This is a genomic window from Pseudoselenomonas ruminantium (assembly GCF_900142515.1).
GTDB classification, from domain to species: domain Bacteria; phylum Bacillota; class Negativicutes; order Selenomonadales; family Selenomonadaceae; genus Selenomonas_A; species Selenomonas_A ruminantium_D.
In genome coordinates this window covers 1-19977 of sequence record NZ_FRBC01000011.1, presented here as the reverse complement: position 1 = coordinate 19977, position 19977 = coordinate 1, and the positions used below count along the sequence as shown (strand labels likewise).

16 protein-coding genes and 1 riboswitch are annotated in these 19977 nt (G+C 48.6%); of the genes, 14 read left to right on the top strand and 2 right to left on the bottom strand.

Features of this window, described 5'->3' with window-relative positions:
- The first annotated feature begins 32 nt into the window (after positions 1–32).
- Positions 33–1187 (top strand): D-alanyl-D-alanine carboxypeptidase family protein, encoded by a 1155-nt coding sequence (locus BUB68_RS06915; RefSeq protein WP_081371896.1) that lies wholly within the window; start codon positions 33–35, stop codon positions 1185–1187.
- Positions 1188–1299: 112 nt separating this feature from the next.
- Entirely contained in the window at positions 1300–2058 is a 759-nt protein-coding gene (locus BUB68_RS06910; RefSeq protein ID WP_073089436.1) for a class I SAM-dependent methyltransferase, read from the top strand.
- Positions 2059–2117: 59 nt separating this feature from the next.
- Here BUB68_RS06910 and BUB68_RS06905 read toward each other — a convergent pair whose 3' ends face one another.
- On the bottom strand, positions 2118–3437 hold the full coding sequence (locus BUB68_RS06905) for a hemolysin family protein (protein WP_073089434.1): 1320 nt from the start codon (positions 3435–3437) through the stop codon (positions 2118–2120).
- A 177-nt stretch (positions 3438–3614) separates the two neighbouring features.
- Between BUB68_RS06905 and BUB68_RS06900 the strand changes: the two genes are divergently transcribed.
- From BUB68_RS06900 to BUB68_RS06850, 11 genes are all read left to right on the top strand, one after another.
- Positions 3615–4148: a gamma carbonic anhydrase family protein gene (locus BUB68_RS06900; RefSeq protein WP_073089432.1), complete on the top strand. Its 534-nt coding sequence runs from the start codon at positions 3615–3617 to the stop codon at positions 4146–4148.
- 20 nt (positions 4149–4168) lie between these two features.
- Complete coding sequence (gene ndk, locus BUB68_RS06895) at positions 4169–4606, top strand: nucleoside-diphosphate kinase (protein ID WP_073089429.1); 438 nt, start codon at positions 4169–4171, stop codon at positions 4604–4606.
- A gap of 139 nt (positions 4607–4745) precedes the next feature.
- Positions 4746–5003, top strand: coding sequence for a carbon storage regulator (locus BUB68_RS06890; RefSeq protein WP_073089427.1), 258 nt, complete (start codon positions 4746–4748; stop codon positions 5001–5003).
- Between the two features lie 16 nt (positions 5004–5019).
- Complete coding sequence (locus BUB68_RS06885) at positions 5020–6666, top strand: putative manganese-dependent inorganic diphosphatase (RefSeq protein WP_073089425.1); 1647 nt, start codon at positions 5020–5022, stop codon at positions 6664–6666.
- Between the two features lie 107 nt (positions 6667–6773).
- Positions 6774–9071, top strand: a complete 2298-nt coding sequence (gene pcrA / locus BUB68_RS06880; protein ID WP_073089423.1) for a DNA helicase PcrA — start codon at positions 6774–6776, stop codon at positions 9069–9071.
- A gap of 218 nt (positions 9072–9289) precedes the next feature.
- Complete coding sequence (gene ligA, locus BUB68_RS06875) at positions 9290–11296, top strand: NAD-dependent DNA ligase LigA (RefSeq protein WP_371914850.1); 2007 nt, start codon at positions 9290–9292, stop codon at positions 11294–11296.
- Positions 11297–11418: 122 nt separating this feature from the next.
- On the top strand, positions 11419–11727 hold the full coding sequence (locus BUB68_RS06870) for a hypothetical protein (protein WP_073089419.1): 309 nt from the start codon (positions 11419–11421) through the stop codon (positions 11725–11727).
- Positions 11728–11800: 73 nt separating this feature from the next.
- Positions 11801–11980, top strand: a riboswitch (cobalamin riboswitch).
- 305 nt (positions 11981–12285) lie between these two features.
- Positions 12286–13704, top strand: a complete 1419-nt coding sequence (locus tag BUB68_RS06865) for a GntP family permease (protein ID WP_073089579.1) — start codon at positions 12286–12288, stop codon at positions 13702–13704.
- 143 nt (positions 13705–13847) lie between these two features.
- Positions 13848–16475: an alanine--tRNA ligase gene (gene alaS, locus BUB68_RS06860; RefSeq protein WP_073089417.1), complete on the top strand. Its 2628-nt coding sequence runs from the start codon at positions 13848–13850 to the stop codon at positions 16473–16475.
- A 144-nt stretch (positions 16476–16619) separates the two neighbouring features.
- On the top strand, positions 16620–17651 hold the full coding sequence (locus BUB68_RS06855) for an HlyD family secretion protein (protein ID WP_073089415.1): 1032 nt from the start codon (positions 16620–16622) through the stop codon (positions 17649–17651).
- A gap of 171 nt (positions 17652–17822) precedes the next feature.
- Positions 17823–18989: an MFS transporter gene (locus tag BUB68_RS06850; RefSeq protein ID WP_073089413.1), complete on the top strand. Its 1167-nt coding sequence runs from the start codon at positions 17823–17825 to the stop codon at positions 18987–18989.
- A 45-nt stretch (positions 18990–19034) separates the two neighbouring features.
- Here the strand turns inward: BUB68_RS06850 and BUB68_RS06845 are convergent, their stop codons facing one another.
- Complete coding sequence (locus BUB68_RS06845) at positions 19035–19562, bottom strand: GNAT family N-acetyltransferase (protein ID WP_073089410.1); 528 nt, start codon at positions 19560–19562, stop codon at positions 19035–19037.
- Positions 19563–19740: 178 nt separating this feature from the next.
- On the opposite strand from BUB68_RS06845, the gene BUB68_RS06840 reads away from it, so the two are divergent.
- On the top strand, positions 19741–19977 hold a 237-nt coding region (locus tag BUB68_RS06840), incomplete at its 3' end, for a helix-turn-helix domain-containing protein (RefSeq protein WP_256625812.1).

Here is a 19977-nt window from a genome sequence, read left to right as displayed (position 1 = left end):
ACTTTTTATGTTTTATCGAGGGAGATTTTATTTTGAAATTCTGGCAAAAGCTTGTAGCAGTCTTTATCGGAGTCTGTATGTTGGCTGTGCAGCTGCCGGTATCAGCAGGTGAAAGTGATGCCCCGGATATCACGGCAGAAGCAGCTATTATCATCGAAACCTCTACTGGGCGGGTTATTTGGGAAAAGAATGCAGATGAACGTCTTTATCCTGCTAGTATGACCAAGATGATGACGGGAATACTGGCACTGGAGCAGCTGAATATGCGTTCGGAGATCATGATGTCGCGTGAGGCCGCCTATACGGAATCTTCGTCGTTGGGGGTGTTGGCTGGTGAGCGCATCCGGACGGATGAACTGCTCAATGGTATGTTGCTGGAATCGGATAATGGTGCGGCAGTGGCACTTGGAGAGGCCATGGCTGGCAGTGTTACGGCTTTTGCTGGAGTCATGAATGGTAAAGCCGCTGAATTGGATATGAAGGATACGCATTTTGTCAATCCAAATGGGCTGACGGAAAAGGGGCATTATTCTACCGCACGGGATATGGCGAAACTGGCACGATATGCGATGGAGAACAAGGCTTTTCGTGAGATTGTTTGTCAACCGCAGCGCACGATTCATTGGACATCTCCCCATACGAAAATCTTCCATGCACATAATACCAATAAACTGCTGGAAAAATATGAGGGCATGACGGGAATCAAAACTGGTTGGACACAGGCAGCCGGCGGATGTCTGGCTGTAGGGGCAAAACGTGATGGTGTGGAATTGATCGTGGTGCTGATGAAGACCCCCACACCGGATGATCGCTTCAGTGATGCAAAGAAATTGCTGGACTATGGTTTTGAACATGTAAGAATGGTCAAGGGCATTTCCCAGGAGAAAGGGTACCGAAAGGTTTGGGTGACCAATGGACAGCAGGCTTCCACTAAGCTCTATCCTGCCCGGGATATTAATTATCCTTTGATAAATGGTGAGGATAAGAGCAAGTATTCGATACGGTATGAAGTGCCTAAGATTGTGGAAGCGCCTTTGAAGGCCGGAACACCGGTGGGAAAAATCGTGGTCAGCTACAATGGCAAGGACGTAGAGCATGTAGACATGCTGGCGGATGATGTAAGCAGTGGTTTCAGCATTGGCTCCTGGCTGGTTAAGATGTTTTCCTGGGCTATAAGATTAGTATGATAAGAAAAAACAAGCTCTTCGGGGATTTTGAACCCCCCGGGGGGCTTAATTTTTTTCTTTGAAGATAGTAAACTATGGAGAGAGAAATGGGAAAGGCTTGAGGAGTTTTATTATGAGAACCAGTATGATACAGCAAGAAAATTTTGTTTATGATCAGGATGCAGCATTGAATCATCTGATTGAGACCTATTGGGACGAACGCAGCAGTGACTTCAGCAGGCTGCGGCTGAAGGAATTGGCCGGCCCTTGTGCTGCGGCCTGGCGCGGTTATCTGGCTGAAAAGCTGAACACAGCAGAGTCCCTGAAGATTCTGGATGTGGGAACGGGCGCGGGCTTCTTTGCTATTCTGTTGGGAAGTTTGGGACACCGGGTTACGGGGATTGATATGTCTGCAGATATGTTGCATCAGGCTAAACAGAATGTGTTGGCAGCAGGGTATCGGGCAGAATTCCATAAGATGAATGCACAGGAGTTGGATTTTGCTGATGACGTTTTCGATGTGGTCATCAGCCGCAATCTGACCTGGACGCTGCCGGATGCCACGCAGGCTTATCGTGAGTGGCGGCGCGTGCTGAAACCAGGCGGCAGGCTCTTGAATTTTGATTCGGATTATGGGCTGATGACCTTCTCACGCAAGGATGATCAGGCGGATGTCCATGCCAATATCCGTCAGGAATTGGTGACGGAATGCAATGATATAAAAGATGAGCTGCGTATCAGCAGCCATCGCCGTCCTGGCTGGGATGAAGAGTTCCTGCGCAGTCTGGGCATGCAGGTGACGATTGAAGCAGATATTGCGTCACGGGTTCGCGTAGATGCGGCCATGAAATTCGATGCACTTCCTTTATTCAGTATCGTAGCGAGCAAATAACACATATACGAATGACCGCCTCTCAGGGTTCAGAGAGGCGGTCCTTTGCATCATCGTATTTATTCGTTGGCGGTTTCTGTGATCTCTGCGGGCGGATTCTGGGTAATCATGATTTTATCAATGCGTGCTCCATCCATATCCACGACTTCGAAGGTGAAATCCTGCCAATCGATGCGTTCCCCGGCTTTGGGGATATAACCGAAGTAGGAGGTCAGGAAACCGCCCATGGTCTGGTAATGGTCATGATCTTCGTCAGGCAGTTCCTCAATGGAGAAGCGCTCTTTGAAGTCATCGATATCGTAGAGACCGTCCACGAGCCAGCTGTTTTCATCCCGGGGGGTGAGCTGGGCCGTGTCCTCTTCATGGGCCGCGAAGGATTCACCGGCAATCTCCTGCAGGATATCATCCATGGTCAAAAAACCAATCACGCCGCCGTATTCATCCAGTACCATGGCTTCATGGATGCCTGTGGAATGGAACTGTTTGAGCACTCGGAAAGTTTCCATGGAACGGGGGATGAAGAGGGGCTTGCGGATATACTGGGAAAGATCCAGCACCTCATGGGCCAAAGTGGCATTGAGTAGATCCTTGGCGTAGAGCACACCGCAGAAATCATCGAGACTGTCCCGGCCTACGGGGAAAATATCCTGCGGCGTTTCCCGAATCAGCCGCATGTTTTCCCAGAGGGAGTCAGACAGATCCAGCCAGAGCATCTGGGTACGGGGCGTCATCAGAGCATAGGCGGTCTGGTCACTCAGATGGAAAATCCGGTCCACCATGGCCTGCTCTGTTTTTTCAAAGGTGCCATCTTCGGTGCCCTGTTCAATCAGATCCTTGACTTCATCCTCGGTAACAGTATCGGCAGATGAAGGGTTGATGCCGAAAATCAGCAGGATCATATTGGCTGAACCGGACAGCAGGGAAACGAAAGGCCGATTGATCTGGGCCAGTGTCCGCATGATGCCATGATATTTCAGGAGCATCTTTTCCGGATTGTGCAGGGCTGTTTTCTTGGGCAGGAATTCTCCCAGCAACAGGGAGATATAGGTAATCAGCAGGATACTGATTACCAGTGCCAAAGAATCCGCCTGCGGAAGGGGCAGCAATGCTGCAATCATAGGCGCAAGCAATACACCTGTGCAGACACCAATCAGGATACTGCTCATGGTGATGCCGATCTGGGACAGCGACAACATGCGGTCGGACTGCTCCAGGAGCTCCAGTGCTTTTCCTGCGGCGACATCGCCATCCTCCTGTATTTTTTCCAGTTTGCTCTTATGGCTTTCGGTAAGGGCAGTTTCCATCAGTGAGAAGAAACCCAGGGTGAAGAGAAAAATAAACATTAAGGCCAGTAATAGGCCCGCGTCAGAACTATCCAACGTAAAGTCACATCCTTAAAACTATAGTATTAGATAATATTTTAGCATAGCCAGAGAGAAAAACCAATCATAAAGTTATTTCTTCGTGATATTTGCTAAATTTCGCAAAAATCGTTATAATAGAGAATAATAAGGAATGAATCATGGTTTTCCAAAATGAACCAGGAGGCGGTATTTATGAGCACTATCCTTTCCTACAAGGGGAAAACACCTGTTATGGGCAAAGATGTCTTCATGGCACCATCGGCTACGGTGGTGGGTGATGTGGAAATCGGTGAAGGCACGAGCTTGTGGTTCAACGCCGTGGTGCGTGGTGATTTCCAGAAACTCACCATTGGCAAAAACTGTAACATTCAGGATAATTGCACCATCCATGTGATGGCAGATGAGCCTACGGAAATCGGTGATAATGTCATTATCGGTCATAATGCTGTGGTGCATGCAAAGAAAATCGGCAGTAATTGCCTGATTGGCATGGGTTCTATTATCCTTGGTTATACGGAAATCGGAGATAATGTGGTGATCGGTGCGGGTACGCAGCTGACGCAGCACAAGAAGATACCATCCAATTCTTTGGTTTATGGCAATCCGGCCCAGATCATCCGGGCCCTGCGAGAAGATGAAATCGAGGCTCTGCAGGTTTCGGCGGATAATTACCGGCAGGTAGCGGAAATCTACCAGATGGAACTGGACAAACTCAATAATAAATAAGCAAGGGGTTAAGATTAGACATGGAAAAAACATTGGTACTCATCAAACCGGACGCATTTGCCCTGCATTACAGTGGTGATATCATCAAGCGGTATGAGGCAGAAGGCTTCCGCATTGTGGCCATGAAGATGCTCAAGATGGATGAAAGACTGGCTTCTATCCATTATGCTGAACATATCGGTCGTCCGTATTATGGCGATCTGGTCGGCTTTATGACATCGGCACCGCTGATTGCCTTGGTGCTTGAAGGCGAGAATGCCATCGCCCGCATCCGCGAGCTGCATGGCAAGACCAATCCGGCAGAAGCTGCCGAGGGCACGATTCGCAAGCTCTACGCTACTAACGGCCGCCGCAATGCGGTACACGCATCCGACAGTCCGGAAAGTGCCGAAAGGGAAATCCATATTTTCTTCAATGAAACGGAAATCCTCGATGGCGAGTATCATGTGATGGAATGATTGGCAAGAATGGGGTCCGCAGATGCGATTTATCTGCGGACTTCTTTTACTTTCTGCCCATAAACTTGTATTTTCGTTTGAAATTTCCCCGTCAGTTGTGATATCATTAACAGTAACGGAATAAAGGGGGAGTGCGATTTTGCTGGTACTCACGCGGAAAGCACAGGAAGAAATCATGATCGGCGATAATATTGTGGTAAGTATCGTCAAGGTCAGCGGAGGAAAAATCAAATTAGGCATCACCGCACCGCCAGAGATTTCCATAAAACGCGAAGAAGATCCACAGAAATTTGAACGGCAGGCACGGGCGCGCGCAATACAAGAAGTGCATAGTGCGGCCATCAAAGTTGCTGGTCAGAATTTTAGCAAGCAAGCGGCGCAAACCGCTGTAATATGAGGAGGAATTTTTCTTTATGAAAAGCGCAAAACCTATCTACACCATTGGTCATCGCAACCCGGATACAGACTCGATCTGCTCCGCCATCGGTTATGCTCATCTGAAGCAGGCTTTGGGAGAGAATGTTGTTCCTGCCAGAGCTGGCAAAGTCAATGCTGAAACCAAGTATGCTCTGGAGCATTTCCAGGTAGAGCAGCCGCTGCTGCTGGCAGACCTGTATCCCCGGGTGAAAGATGTGATGCTGGATTCGCAGATCGTAGTGCGTCAGCATGATACGTTGCGCCGTCTGGGTGAGGTTATGCGCGAACATGACCTGCGTTCCGTGCCGGTTACGGACAGTAAGGGGGTCATGGTCGGCATTGTGACGGTTTCGGATCTGGCTAAGCGTTATTTCCAGGAACTGGGTATGCAGAATCTGGCCGATATGCGTGTGCGCTATCGTGATGTGATTGCCGCTACCGACAGCAAGGTGCTGGTTTCCGGTGAAGAAGGCGACTTCATCAAGGGCAATGTGCGCATTGCTGCTGGCTCCATCAGCATGATTCAGAACATCATCAGCGAAAATGATGTGGTGCTCGTGGGTGACCGCCATGATGAAACCCTTATCGATATCGTGAATCAGGGGATTTCCTGCCTGATCGTGACGGGCAATGGCCGTGTTTCTGCTGATGTTATCGAAGCTGCGGAAGCTAAGGGCATGTTCGTCCTGTCCACGCCGTATGATACGTATACGGTAGCCCGTCTGATCAATCAGTGCGTGCCCATCCGCCGCATCATGCATGAGAATCCGGTTTGCTTCAAACCGCTGGATATGCTCTCCGATATCAAGGGGACCATGGATGAGACCAACTACCGCAACTATCCGGTGGTGGAAAATGGCAAGCTCGTGGGTATCGTGAGTCGTGACAACCTCATGGTTCCGGAGCGTGAGCAGGTTATCCTTGTGGACCACAATGAACGCGGTCAGGCTGTAGAGGGTATTGAAGAAGCCAAGATCGTAGAGATTGTAGACCATCATCGTCTCGGCGGTATCCAGACCAGTGAGCCGATTTTCACGCATGCTGAGCCCGTTGGCTGCACGGCAACTATCGTGGCTAATATGCACTGGCAGAAGGATGTCGATATCCCCGCGTCCATCGCAGGCCTGCTGCTGTCGGCAATCATCTCTGATACGGTGCTCTTCAAATCCCCGACCTGCACGGATTACGACAAGAAGACGGCCTATCGTCTGGCTGAAATCGCAGGCGTGGACATCAACGAATATGGCATGGAAATGCTCAAGGCTGGTTCTGGCATTGGCGATATGACGCCGGCTGAGATTGCCAAGAATGACCTCAAGGAATTCCAGATTGGCGATTACCGCATCATTGTGAGCCAGATTTCCGTAATGGATACCAAGGAGGTCATGGATCTGGAGCCGCAGCTGATTGAGGCCATGCAGAAAATCTGCGACCATGACGGCTTTGATATGAGCCTCGTGATGGTTACGGATATCCTCGAAGAGGCAACTTACCTGCTCTTCACAGGTTCCCCGAAGACGCTGATTGGTGAAGCCTTCAAGAAGGATGCCAGCGGCACCCATGTATATCTGTCCGGCGTCATGAGCCGCAAGAAGCAGATCATTCCGCCTCTTTCCGAAGCGGTTAAATGCATCAGCAAATAATTTGCAGTGTGATAAGATAAGCACCGCCCCTCACAGTAGTTTGGGGCGGGCTTTCTGTCTTATGTAAGGACAGGGAAAAAGAGAATCAAAGAATTTTGGAGGTTATTTTGGATATTTTTGCAGGACTGAATCCCGCCCAGAAACAGGCGGTTGAGCATACGGATGGACCACTTCTCATTATGGCTGGCGCAGGTTCCGGCAAGACCAAGGTGTTGACATGCAAGATTGCCAATCTGCTGGCGCAGGGCGTGTCTCCCTGGAGCATTCTGGCCATTACCTTCACCAATAAGGCTGCAACCGAGATGCGGGAACGCGTTGACCGCATGATTGGCGAGGGAGCCAAAGATGTGTGGCTTTCTACCTTCCATTCTTTCTGTGCCAAATTCCTGCGACGGGAAGTCGAAGCCACGGGGATGTACAAGCGTAATTTCGTCATCTATGACAGCAGCGACAGCCAGGTAGTCATCAAGGAATGCCTGAAGGAACTGAACCTGGATCCCAAGCAGTATGCGCCTGGTGCTGTGCAGAACGCTATTTCTAATGGCAAGAACCAGCTTATGGGCCCCAAGGCTTTTGAACGGGATGCCGATAATTTCTTTCAGAAGAAAGTGGCAGAAATCTACGCTCTGTACGCTAAGAAGCTGCGGGCCAACAATGCTATGGACTTTGATGATCTGTTGATGGTATCTGTGCTGCTGCTGGAAGAACACGAAGAAATCCGCGTCAAGTATCAGAACCGTTTCAAGTATATACTGGTGGATGAGTATCAGGATACCAATGGTGCGCAATACCAGCTGACGAAAATCCTTGCAGCTAAGCATCACAATCTCTGCGTCGTAGGTGATGCCGACCAGTCCATCTATGGTTGGCGTGGCGCGGACATTCGCAATATCATGGACTTTGAGCAGGATTATCCCGAAGCTCGTACCATCAAGCTCGAACAGAACTATCGTTCCACCAAGAACATCCTGGCAGCGGCCAATGCGGTGATTGAGCACAATATCAACCGCAAGAAGAAAGACCTCTGGACGGAAAATGCCACGGGTGAGAAGCTGACTATTTATGAAGCTCGGGATGAACGGGATGAAGCTCAGTTTATCGCGACTACTGTGTCTAAGCAGAAGACTTTGTTCAATGCGTCCTATGGCGATATGGCCATCCTCTACCGCACGAATGCGCAGTCCCGTGTCATCGAGGAAATGTTCATGCGCAAAGGCATCCCTTATACCATGGTGGGCGGACTGAAATTCTATGACCGCAAGGAAATCAAGGATATCCTTGCGTATCTACGGGTAATCTATAATCCGCTGGATACGGTAAGCCTGCTGCGCATCATCAATGTGCCCAAGCGGGGGATTGGCGCCAGCACCATTGCCAAGCTCACGGAATATGCAGAATTCAACGGTCTGACGCTTTTTGATGTGATGTCCAATCTCGATGCGGTGGAAGGGCTGACGACCAGAGCCAAGAGACCGTTGGAGCTCTTTGCAGCCTTCATCTTTCAGTTCATGGGCTATCAGAGCAATCTGCGTCTGGATGATTTGATTGAAAAAGTGTTGGAAGAATCCGGTTACCTCAAGGAATTGCAGGATGAGAAGAAGCCGGAGAACGAAAGTCGTATCGAGAATCTCAAGGAATTCATCGGTGTGGCCAGGGATTTCCAGAAGACGGAGGCCAATCCCACGCTGGAAAACTTCCTGTCTACGTTGTCTCTGGTATCGGATATTGACAATGCCGAACTGGAAGATGACCGCATCACGTTGATGACGCTGCATTCTGCCAAGGGACTGGAATTCCCCACGGTATTCATGGTTGGTATGGAAGAGGGCCTGTTCCCGCATTCCCGCACCTTGATGGATGAAAATGAGATTGAGGAGGAGCGCCGTACGTGCTATGTGGGCATCACCCGCGCCCAGCGCAAGCTCTATCTGACCTGTGCCCAGCAGCGCACGATTTACGGAAAGACCAGTGCCTCCACGCCGTCGCGGTTCCTGGATGAGATTCCTGAGGAATATACGGAGCGACTGGTGCCCCGTGTCAATGCCTATGGTTTTGCCAATGCCAACCACTATGGTGCCCAGCAGCGCAGTGGTACCATGACGTTCCGCCCCGCTGCCAGTCAGATGGGCAACGGCGCGAATTTCTCCGACAAAGCGAAGTCGGCTCTGGAAGTCATGAATTCCCTGCAGAAGCGCAATATCAATGTCCAGCCCAAGACCGGCGTGATCCGTCCCGATACATCCGTGCAGTGGAAAGTCGGGGATAAGGCCCAGCATGGCAAATGGGGAGTAGGCACCGTGGTTTCTGTCAAGGGTGAGGGCGAAGAAGTCGAACTCAAGATTGCATTTCCGGGACAGGGAGTTAAGGGGCTTATGCAGAAGTATGCTCCGATTAGCAAGGTATAACTTGCATTAGAAGACGTCGGGCGAAGGAAAAGGATTTTCCTTCGCTTGGACGGCTGGTCAAACGCTATGGAAAGTTCATTGAGACCTTGTTTTCGTGTATAATCATCAACTTATTGATAATACAGTATTGGTAGATCATCATGATATATAAAAATGGACGCATGGTTAATGGGATGGGTATGGATTTATTATATGTATATTTATAAAGGATGAGAAACGTGAATAAACAAGAATATAATGCATTGATTGCTAAAATAGATTATCATATGGATCTTTATTATAATCAAGATAGAACAGAAATAAGTGATTATGATTATGATAAATTGATGTCTCAATTGAAGAAAATAGAAAAAGAACATCCAGAATGGATTACTGCTGATTCACCAACGCAAAAAATAGGCGGGGTCCCTAAACGTGAGGCTGGCATAAAAGTAACACATGATGTCCCCATGCTTTCTATAGAGGATGTTTTTACCAAGGATGACGTTGTAAAATGGGTAGATAAAATTCATAATACGATTCCGGATTGTTTGTTTTCAGTGGAAACAAAGATTGATGGGTTAAGCATGACATTAAGATATGAAAAAGATTCTAATGGGAAGCTTAAACTGGTATTGGCTGAAACAAGAGGGGATGGATTCATTGGTGAAGATGTGACTGCCAATGCAATGGTCATTCCTGATGTAAAAAAAATCATAGATTTACCATATGATTCAATTCAGTTGCGCGGTGAAGTATATATGGCTCATGAAGATTTTGAGGCATTTAATCAGCAACAAGAAGCTTTGGGTAAGAAAATGGCGGCAAATCCTCGTAATTTAGCAGCAGGTACATTGCGCCAATTGGATACTTCCATAACGAAAGAGCGCAGATTGAAAATGTTTATATTTAATGTTCAAGTTGGGCCAAATGAACTGACGGATAGTCATGTTGCTGGTTTAGATCTGTTATCAAAACATGGCGTACCGGTTGTATATCATCGTCTTTGCAAAACGAGTGAAGAAATCATAGAAGCGATAGATGCTATTGGTGGAATGAGAGAAGATTTACCCTATGACATTGATGGCGCTGTGGTTAAGATTGATAATATGTCCCTGCGAGAGCAATTTCCTTCAAGCAGCAAATATGCAAGTGGCCATATCGCATATAAGTATCCGCCTGAAGAAAAGATTGTTGAGATTGATAATATAATCGTAGATGTTGGCCGGACGGGGAAACTGACTTTTACAGCGGAGTTTCATGATCCAGAAACATTGAAGCCTGTAAAATTGTGTGGGACGAATGTATCTAAAGCAACCTTACATAATCAGGACTATATTGCGGATATGCATATTGGGATCGGTGGAAGATATAAACTTTTCAAAAGTGGTGAAATTATTCCTAAATTAAATGGATGTGTCAGAGAACCGCGTGAGGTTTATAGTGCACCTGCAACATGTCCTAAATGTGGTCACGCCTTGATAAGAGAAGAGGATAGTGCAGATATTCGTTGTTTGAATACATCTTGCCCAGCTCAGATAAGTAGGACTTTAAGTTATTTTACATCGATAAATGCAATGAATATTATTGGCTTAGGTGAAAAGAATATAGACGGATTAATCGATAGTGGATATATTCATTCATTTGTGGATCTTTATAAATTGCATGATTTCAGAGATGAATTGATTGAGAAAAAGGTAATAGGCAAAGAAAAAAATACGGATAAAGTCCTTGCTGCTATAGAGGCATCTAAAACCAATAATCCAGTACAGTTGTTGACAGGACTGGGCATAAGGAATGTAGGAAGGAATACAGCAAAAGCTTTATTGGATCACTATGATTCGATTACAGATCTTTTATCGGTGTCGATTGATGAGCTGACGAATATTAACGATATTGGAGAAACAACCGCACAATATATCTATGATTTCTTTCATGATGCAGAGAATGTGGCCCTGGTTCAAGAATTAAAAGAGTGTGGCCTTAATATGGATGTGGAACACGATTTTGGTATGATGAATAAATTGGATGGATTGAAATTTGTGGTTACAGGAACCCTGCCAACTCTGGATCGTAAAGAAGCTATAGCGCTGATAGAAAAAAATGGTGGAAAATGTGTCGGCTCAGTGAGTCGAAAGACGGATTTCTTGTTGGCAGGGGAAAATGCTGGCAGCAAATTAGATAAGGCTGTTTCCTTGAATATCAGAATCATAGACGAGGGTGAGCTGTTCCGGATGATAAAATAGGATTTCGTGGATGTGACGCCGGAAGTAGATAAGTAATCTGTCTTGACACGTGCATTTTTAGCTGATATATTATGGAATTGATTGTTCAATATCATTGTGTTGGTTGGAGGAAGCAAGACCTGATGGAATTTATCGAACGTGTGAAAAAGATAAACAATGCCTGGGAACCAGAACTTTGTCGTCACTCTGTGGATAGGGATGAACGGGTGTGTATGGACATATATCATACAGGAGCTTTGGTGCCAGAACGGCATAAGATGACAATGGAACGGGCCACTGAATATATCAGCGGCATGGCTGCCGTCATGGATATCAAGAGCATGCTCCGGGATATTGATCATATTACCATCCGCAGCCTCAAGGATAGTCGTATGATTTACCGCCTGACTACGCGTTTTGGATATGCCGAGGAAGAGTTCAAGGCGGTGTGAGTGCTTTTTTCATAGTAGCATTGACAATAAAGAAAATTTATGTTAATATACATATTGTAAACGAAAGACCAATAGAATATAGGTTGGGTCAGGTGTCTTAGACTTAATAGGGAAGTCGGTAAAAGCCGGCGCGGTCCCGCCACTGTAACAGGGAGTTTGTCTGCATAGTTACGTCACTGGAGATTTTTCTTTGGGAAGGCGCAGATAAATGTTGATCTGGAGCCAGGAGAACTGCCTGATTAACAATCGCCGTTTGACCTGCGAGTGATGGGGATGGAGATTTATCGGTACTGAAAAGTTCTTGGAGCCTGAGTTAGTGTGGGTATTTTTGAGTAGCGTAAATAAGCTCTTCCCTGCGCGGGAGGAGCTATTATTTTGCCTATTTTGCTTTTGTCGAAAAGTTTTTCCTGTTAGGGGACTAACAGGAAGAAATGCTCATACATTTCATTCAGTTCTATGGATTGGCTGTGCTTGTCACAGCGGCTCCGATAAGCTTATCGGAGCTTATTTTTTTCCATTTACATAGTATATTTTCTACGAGGGGAGTCTTTGGACACCATGGAAGCACTTTGTATCGGATTAGCACTTTTAGGGCTTATGTATTTTGCCTACCGTGGATGGTCGATCATTTTGATTGCACCGTTTTTTGCAGGGCTGGCAGCATTAGCCAGCATGTTTGATATCCTGCCTGTCTATAGTGAGCTTTACATGACCAGATTGGCAGAATATGTGAAAACGTATTATCCTGTTTTTCTTTTTGGCGCAGTTTTCGCTAAGCTGATGGAAAAAGGGGGCTTAGCCTCTGCCATAGCAGGCAAGATTGTGGATGTCCTAGGGGAGAAAAGGGCAATTTTGGCAGTATTGATGGGATGTGGTGCTCTAACGTATGGCGGCCTGTCTGTATTTGTTGTTGCTTTTGTTATGTATCCCTTTGGTGCGGTGGTGTTTAAGAAAGCGGATATTCCCAAAAGGCTTTTGCCCGCTGCCTTATGGGTGGGGATTTTCTCGTTTGCTATGGTATCTCTTCCTGGAACTCCGCAAATTCAGAATATTATTCCGTCATCTTATTTTCAGACAAGTACTTGGGCTGCTCCAGGAATTGGCCTTTTTGCTTCACTTTTATTCCTGCTGATAGGCTGGGGCTGGATTGGCCGCCGGGCAAAACTGTTACAGGGCAGAGGTGAAGGATATGGCGATCATGGCAGTGATGGCCGCAAGAAGCGCAACCCCAAAATCAATATCCCTTGGTATTGGGCGATGGTACCACTTTTGATGGTCATTGTTATCAATGTGATTCTGTCTAATCCTTTCGGATGGGAATGGGGCTTTCACTGGAATGAAGAGAGTCTGACAGCCTTTGTCCCGTTGAAGCTGACGTTATTGGCCTCTCATGTGGGAAAAGTATCAGCTATATGGTCCATCAGTGTTGCGCTGATTCTCAGTAGCATTGTAGCAGCGTATATTGGCCGTCACCGTTTGAAGGTAACGGATGGGATCCTGCCAACGGTGAATTATGCGGCATTGTCTTCGGGTTCGGCTGCTCTGAATGTGGCATCTGGTTATGCTTTTGGCTGTGTCATCACGGCTATGCCGGGATTTGCCCCTGTGACGGAATGGCTGGTGGGGATTGCTGCCAGCTTTGGGCCGCTGCTTTCGGCAGTCATTACCACCAATATCATGTGCGGCATTACTGGATCGGCTTCTGGCGGTCTGACGATAGCTCTGTCTGCACTGGGGGATCAATGGGCAGCGATGGCCATTGCTGCTGGGATTCCCTTGGAAGTCTTGCATCGTATTGTAGCAGTGGCCTCTGTGGGTATCGATCCAGTACCGCATTGTGGTGCTTTGGTAACGTTATTGGCAATTTGTGGGCTCACACATAATGAATCTTATTTTGATATTGCCGTTATCATGGGTATGAAGTTTTTGGTGCCGTTTTTGTGCATTTTATTTTATATGTTGACAGGAATCTGTTGATTACATACGATTACAGCAACTATTTTCTAACGTTCCCCTTTTACAGAAGTGATTCTTTGTGATAAAATGGGAACGTTAGATTTTTAAATTACGGCAGAGTTTTCATTCTGCTGCAAAAATATACCTAATGGGGGTAGATTTGTTTGAAGTATATGAGTGGTAATGAACTGCGCGAAGCATATTTGCAGTTCTTTGCAGAAAAGAAAGGGCATTTACGCCTGCCCAGTTTCTCCTTGATTCCGCAGGATGATCCCACCCTGCTCTTGATTGGCGCAGGTATGGCACCGCTGAAGCCGTTCTTCACGGGCAAGATGAAGCCGCCCCGTACTCGCGTGACCACGAGCCAGCGCTGCGTGCGTACCGGTGATATCGAAAATGTCGGCCGCACCGCCCGCCACCAGACCTTCTTTGAAATGCTGGGCAACTTCTCCTTTGGCGATTACTTCAAGGGCGAAGCTATTCCCTGGGCTTGGGAGTTCCTGACGGAAGTGGTGGAATTGCCGAAGGAAAAACTCTGGGTTACGGTTTATCCTGATGATGACGAAGCCATCGAAATCTGGAAATCCCAGCCGGGCTTCCCGCAGGATCATATCGTCAAGATGGAAGACAATTTCTGGGAAATCGGCCCTGGCCCCTGCGGTCCGGACTCCGAAATCTACATCGACCTGGGTGAGGAACGCGGCTGCGGCAGCCCGGATTGCGCTGTAGGCTGTGACTGCGACCGTTATCTGGAAATCTGGAACCTCGTGTTCACGCAGTACGACAAGCAGGAAGATGGTTCCTACAAGAACCTGGCCCATAAGAACATCGATACGGGCTGCGGTCTGGAGCGTCTTGCTTCCGTTGTGCAGGAAAAGAAGACCAACTTCGAGACGGATCTGCTGTTCCCAATCATCGAATACGCTGCTGGCGTTGCTGGCGTGACTTATGGCGAAGATGCTGAAAAGGATATCTCCCTGAAGGTTATCGCTGACCATGCCCGCTCCATGGCCATCATGATCATGGATGGCATCCTGCCCTCCAACGAAGGCCGCGGCTATGTGCTGCGCCGTATCCTGCGCCGTGCCATCCGTCATGGCCGCATGCTGGGCATCAAGGACAAGTTCCTCGAAGGTGCTGTCAACGCTGCCGTGGAAATCTATCGCGGTGCCAAGGACTTTGAAGAACTCGTCAACAAGGCTGATTATATCAAGAAGGTCATCAGCCTCGAAGAAGACCGTTTTGCTGCTACCCTCAATCAGGGTATGGAACTTCTGGGCGCTGAGATCGAAAAGGTCAAGGCTGCCGGCAAGACTGCTCTGGATGGTGAAGTTACGTTCCGTCTCTATGATACTTTCGGTTTCCCGTGGGAACTCACGGAAGAAATCCTTCATGAAAACGGTTTGGAGCTGGATAAGGAAGGCTTCGACAAGGCTATGGATGAGCAGCGCACCCGCGCCCGCAATGCCCGTGCCGAAAACACCCGCGTGGCTGTACCTGACCTGTCTTCCATCGATGTCAGCAAGCTGACTGTGGACGAAAAGGCTACGGTTGCCAAAGTTGTCGCAATCTGGCAGGATGGCAAGCTGGTGGATGAAATCACCGACGGCCAGGAAGCAGGCGTTATCCTTACGACTACGCCGTTCTATGCAGAAGGTGGCGGACAGGTCGGTGACGAGGGTATCCTGACTTCCGAGTTGGGACATATCAGCGTCAGCAACGCCAAGAAGCTGCCGGATGGCACGGTTTACCATGTGGCCTATGTGGAAGAAGGTCAGCTCAAGGTTGGCGATGAAGTACAGATTGCTGTCAACAAGGCACAAAAACTGGCTTCCGCCCGCAACCATACGGCTACTCATCTGCTGCAGGCTGCCCTCAAGAGGGTGGTCGGCGACCAGATCAGCCAGGCTGGTTCCTCTGTTACGCCGGAACGCCTGCGCTTCGACTTCACCAACTTTGAACCGGTGACGGCTCAGCAGCTGGCCGATGTGGAAGAACTGGTAAACAATGAGATCCTCAAGGGCCAGGATGTGGAAATTTCCCATATGAGCCTCGAAGAAGCCAAAGAAGCCGGTGCCATGGCTCTGTTCTCCGAAAAATACGGGGATGTGGTGCGCGTGGTCAAGGTTCCCGAGTTCTCCATGGAACTCTGCGGTGGCTCTCATGTGGCTAACGTTGGCCAGATCGGCATGTTCAAGATTGTCAGTGAAAGCGGTGTAGCTTCCGGCGTGCGCCGTATCGAGGCCATCACAGGCAAGGCTGCTCTTGACTATGCAAACGGCAAGATGGCTGTTCTCGCCGAGGCAGCTGCCAAACTCAAGACCAAGGAAGAGGATGTACCGGCTCAGATTGAGAAGGTACAGGGCGAAATGAAGGCCATGCAGAAGCAGCTGGACGAAGTGGCTGCTATGCGTGACAAGGCTGATGCGGCAAAACTCATCGCTGGTCTGCAGGAAGTGAACGGTGTCAATGTTGTCTGCGGTAAGACCAATGCCGGCAGCATGGACGAGCTCCGTGAAGTGGCCGATATGACCAGCTCCAAGCTGGATACTCCGAGTGTTGTGGTATTGGCCTGCGCTAATGCTGGAAAGGTGAACCTGGTGGTCAAGGCTACGAAGGAAGCCAATGCCAAGGGCATCCATGCCGGCAAAATCATCAAGGAAGCTGCAGCTGTTGTTGGCGGTGGCGGCGGCGGCCGTCCCGACATGGCTCAGGCTGGCGGCAAGAATGCCGAAGCACTGCCGCAGGCATTTGATAAGGCTGTGGAAGTCATTAAAGCTCAGTTGAGCTGAGATAAAAATTGAAGAGCTGCCCCCTTCAGGGGGAAGTGGTGCATAGCACCGAAGGGGGTAACTCTCGAACAGACTGGGATACAGAACTGTGAAAGAGTTACCCCCTCTGTCCTAACGGATACTTCATACCTGAAGGGGGCGTCTATGAAGTCAGGTGATATTTTGGAAGTAGATATTACAGAGAAAGCCAAGAATTTCATCCGTTTTGGTCTGCTGGGCCTGATAGCCTTAGCAGCCCTGGCTGGCGGCGGGTTGTATTTCTATCAGCACAGCCAGCGCAGCTTTACGGTCAGTGATGCGTTGGTGGCCGGCAATGAGTCTGTCATCAGTGCCAAGGGTGAAGGCAAGATTACAGAAGTGCTGGTGCAGGATGGCGATTATGTGGAAGAAGGCGCTGTGATTGCCCGCGTGGAATCGAAGATCACGCCGGAGGATATTGCCCAATTGGAGCAGAATGTCCAGCTGGCCCAGCAAAGTTATGCTCAGCTGCAAAAGGGAACCACGGTAGCACAGCCGCAAGTTCCGTCAGTTGCAGCAGTTGACAGCGGTGCCCAACAGCGGGCTGCTGATGCCTATGCCCGAATGCAGCGGATGAACGAGTTGTTCAATATGGGAGCTATCAGTGCAGCAAAGCGGGATGAAGCAGCTGCAGCTTATGCCGCCGCCAAGGCTGCGGCCAGTTCGGCACCTGCTACAGCTCCTGCTCCTGCCCAGACCACGGTGATTCCCACCAACCCGGAAGTGTTGAAGCAGGCTGAGCTGCAGGTCAAGCAGGCTGAGGCTGCGCTTGCCAATGCCAAGAGTGACCAGCAGGTCAAGGAGATTGTGGCCACTGCTGCCGGCGTGGTGAGCCTGGCAGATGGTATTGCTGTTGACAGTGAGTTGAAAATCGATCAGGAAGTGGCCAGGATCCAGGCCAGCAGCGATGCCTGGCTTGAAGCCCAGCTGACTGAAAGCCAGGCGGCTAAAGTACGTCTGGGCGAGTTTGTCAATTATGAAATTGACGGTCATAAACTTCAGGGAACGGTACAGGAGATTACGACACCAGAGCCTGAAGAGTCCGATTCTGACCAGTCTGATTCCTTGACGACGGTCAAGATATCATTGCCTGCAGATCCGTCTTTTGTCATCAAATCGGGCATGCAGGGGAAAATAACGTTTCCACTGAGTGATTGAAGCAAGTGATGGAAAACACGCAAGCGAGCGGCAGTTCCTTGATGGGGACTGCCGCTCGTTTGGTGCATTCAGCAATTATTTTTGGGGGCTTGACAGGAATAATGGATTTTTTGACAAATTATATAAAAAAGTGTCAGCTTTAAAAACTGACGGATAAGGGGAGTGGGGATTATGGAGAGAATGGGATTTTGGGCGAAAAATGATTTATCTGTGTTATTCCTGTTGTCCATTTTCATGAATGGCTTCGAGACGGGCGGCTATCAGGCGTCGCTGCTTTATGTGGGGCAGGAGTTTGACCTGTCGATTGGTCAGCAGGGATTGCTGGCTGCGGTAGAGCTTTTTGCGACCATGATCGCACCATTGCTCCTCGGCGCTTTGGCCGATAAGATTGGCAAGCAGATCATGCTGGTGATATTCACAGCTTGCCGGGTAATATCGGCGGGGGTTATCCTGCTGGCTACCAATTCTTTGATTTTTGCTGTAGGCATCTTTATTCTTGGCTTTGCCTGCAGCATCGTACAGTATGTAGCCATTGCCGGGATGCAGGATGCCTATCCGCTTACGCGCAATCGCCGTATGGGCTATATTACTGCTATGTTTGCGCTGGGGGCTGTCATTGCGCCGCTGGTTGTCGGCTTTTCGCTGGAAACGCCTTGGGGCTGGAGGGCTTTCTTTGCCTTGAGTGCACTTATCTTTCTTGCCCTTACGGTTGGTCTGGCCAAAACGAGCTTTGCCCCCCGTGAAGAGGCATCGCCTGCTGAACTGGCCAAGGCTGAAGGCGGTATATATTACAAGGGCACAGCCTTGCTGTGCATCATCATGTTCATCTATGTAGGCGTGGAAAATGGTCTGTGCTTTTTCCTGAACAGTTTCATGCAGGATACCATGAACTCTTCACGCGGCTATCTGGCCTTATCGCTTTTCTGGCTGGCCATGATCCCGTCGCGTTTCCTCTGTGGTTTTCTGGCGGATTATCGCAGCCGCCTTATTTATATCGCACCTTTGGGTGCAGCTTTGACGCTGGCACTCTTGGCCGTGCTGACACAGGAATGGTTGGCTTTCGTCGTGGTGTTTGTATGTGGCTTTTTCTGTGGCGGTGTTTATCCCAATGTGCTGACTTATGTAGCGGATTTCGCCGGCGGACGTACGGCTACGGTTACAGCGGCCATCACAGTGGCAACGGGGGTGGGGGCAACAGTCATATCCGCATCCTTCGGCTACCTGCATGAGCATGTTGGCTTTTCCGGAGCTTTTTTGGTTCTGGCAGCACTTCTGGGGGTAGATATTTTCGTAGCAGCGATGGTGCCACGTTTGCGGCGCGAACAAATAAAATGCTAAAGAAACAGCAAAAGCTCTGAGAGACGCAAAATCCCTCAGAGTTTTTTAATCATGCTGGCCAATAAACTTTTCCATCCAAATCATATTGTACCAGCGGCCAAACTTGCGGCCACACTTATGAAAGGTACCCACTTTGGTAAAACCTAAATGGGCGTGGAAGTTTTCGCTGTTGTGGGTAAGGTATTCATCTTCTGTGAGGGGATCGCCTATGCAGGCGTAGAGATTGATTATCCCCATAGAAGATAGTGCTTTTTCAAGAGCTGTATAGAGTTTGCGGCCTGTTCCCTGGCCGCATTCGTTGGGGGAGAGATAAATGGTAAGTTCAACGGAATGGTCGTAGGCTGCGCGATCTTTGAATGTACTTGCATAGGCATAACCAACAATATGTTCATCTCTGATCGCTGCCAGATAAGGATACTTGGTAAGTGTTTTGGTGATTCGGGCCTGAAATTCAGATAGGGAAGGAACGTCAATTTCAAAGGTAATGGCGGTCTTTTCTACGTAGTAGCTGTAGATAGCCAGGATATCAGCGGCATCTTCTGGCGTGGCAGGACGGATCGTTATGTTTTTCATGATAAAAACCTCGTAATAGATGTGGTATGATTATATTTTTTAACCTAGTACGCCAGAAGTCCTCCACCTCTTAGGTGGGGGATGAAGGCGGGTCTGGCGAATTTACGTAAGTAATTGAGCCATACGATACTTTGTGACTTTTTTGTGATAAAATATTGGTAGGAAGGCGGTGATTATAGTGAATAAGGCATACCGATACAGGCTCTACCCAACAACTGAACAGAAGATTATGTTTGCCAAGACCTTCGGCTGTGCCAGATTCATCTATAACAAAATGCTTGGAGACCGCCTTGACCATTACAAGGAAACTGGCAAGAAGCTGAACAATACCCCTGCACAGTACAAGGAAGAATTCCCATGGCTGAAAGAGGTTGACAGCCTTGCTCTTGCCAATGCCCAGATGAACCTGAACAAG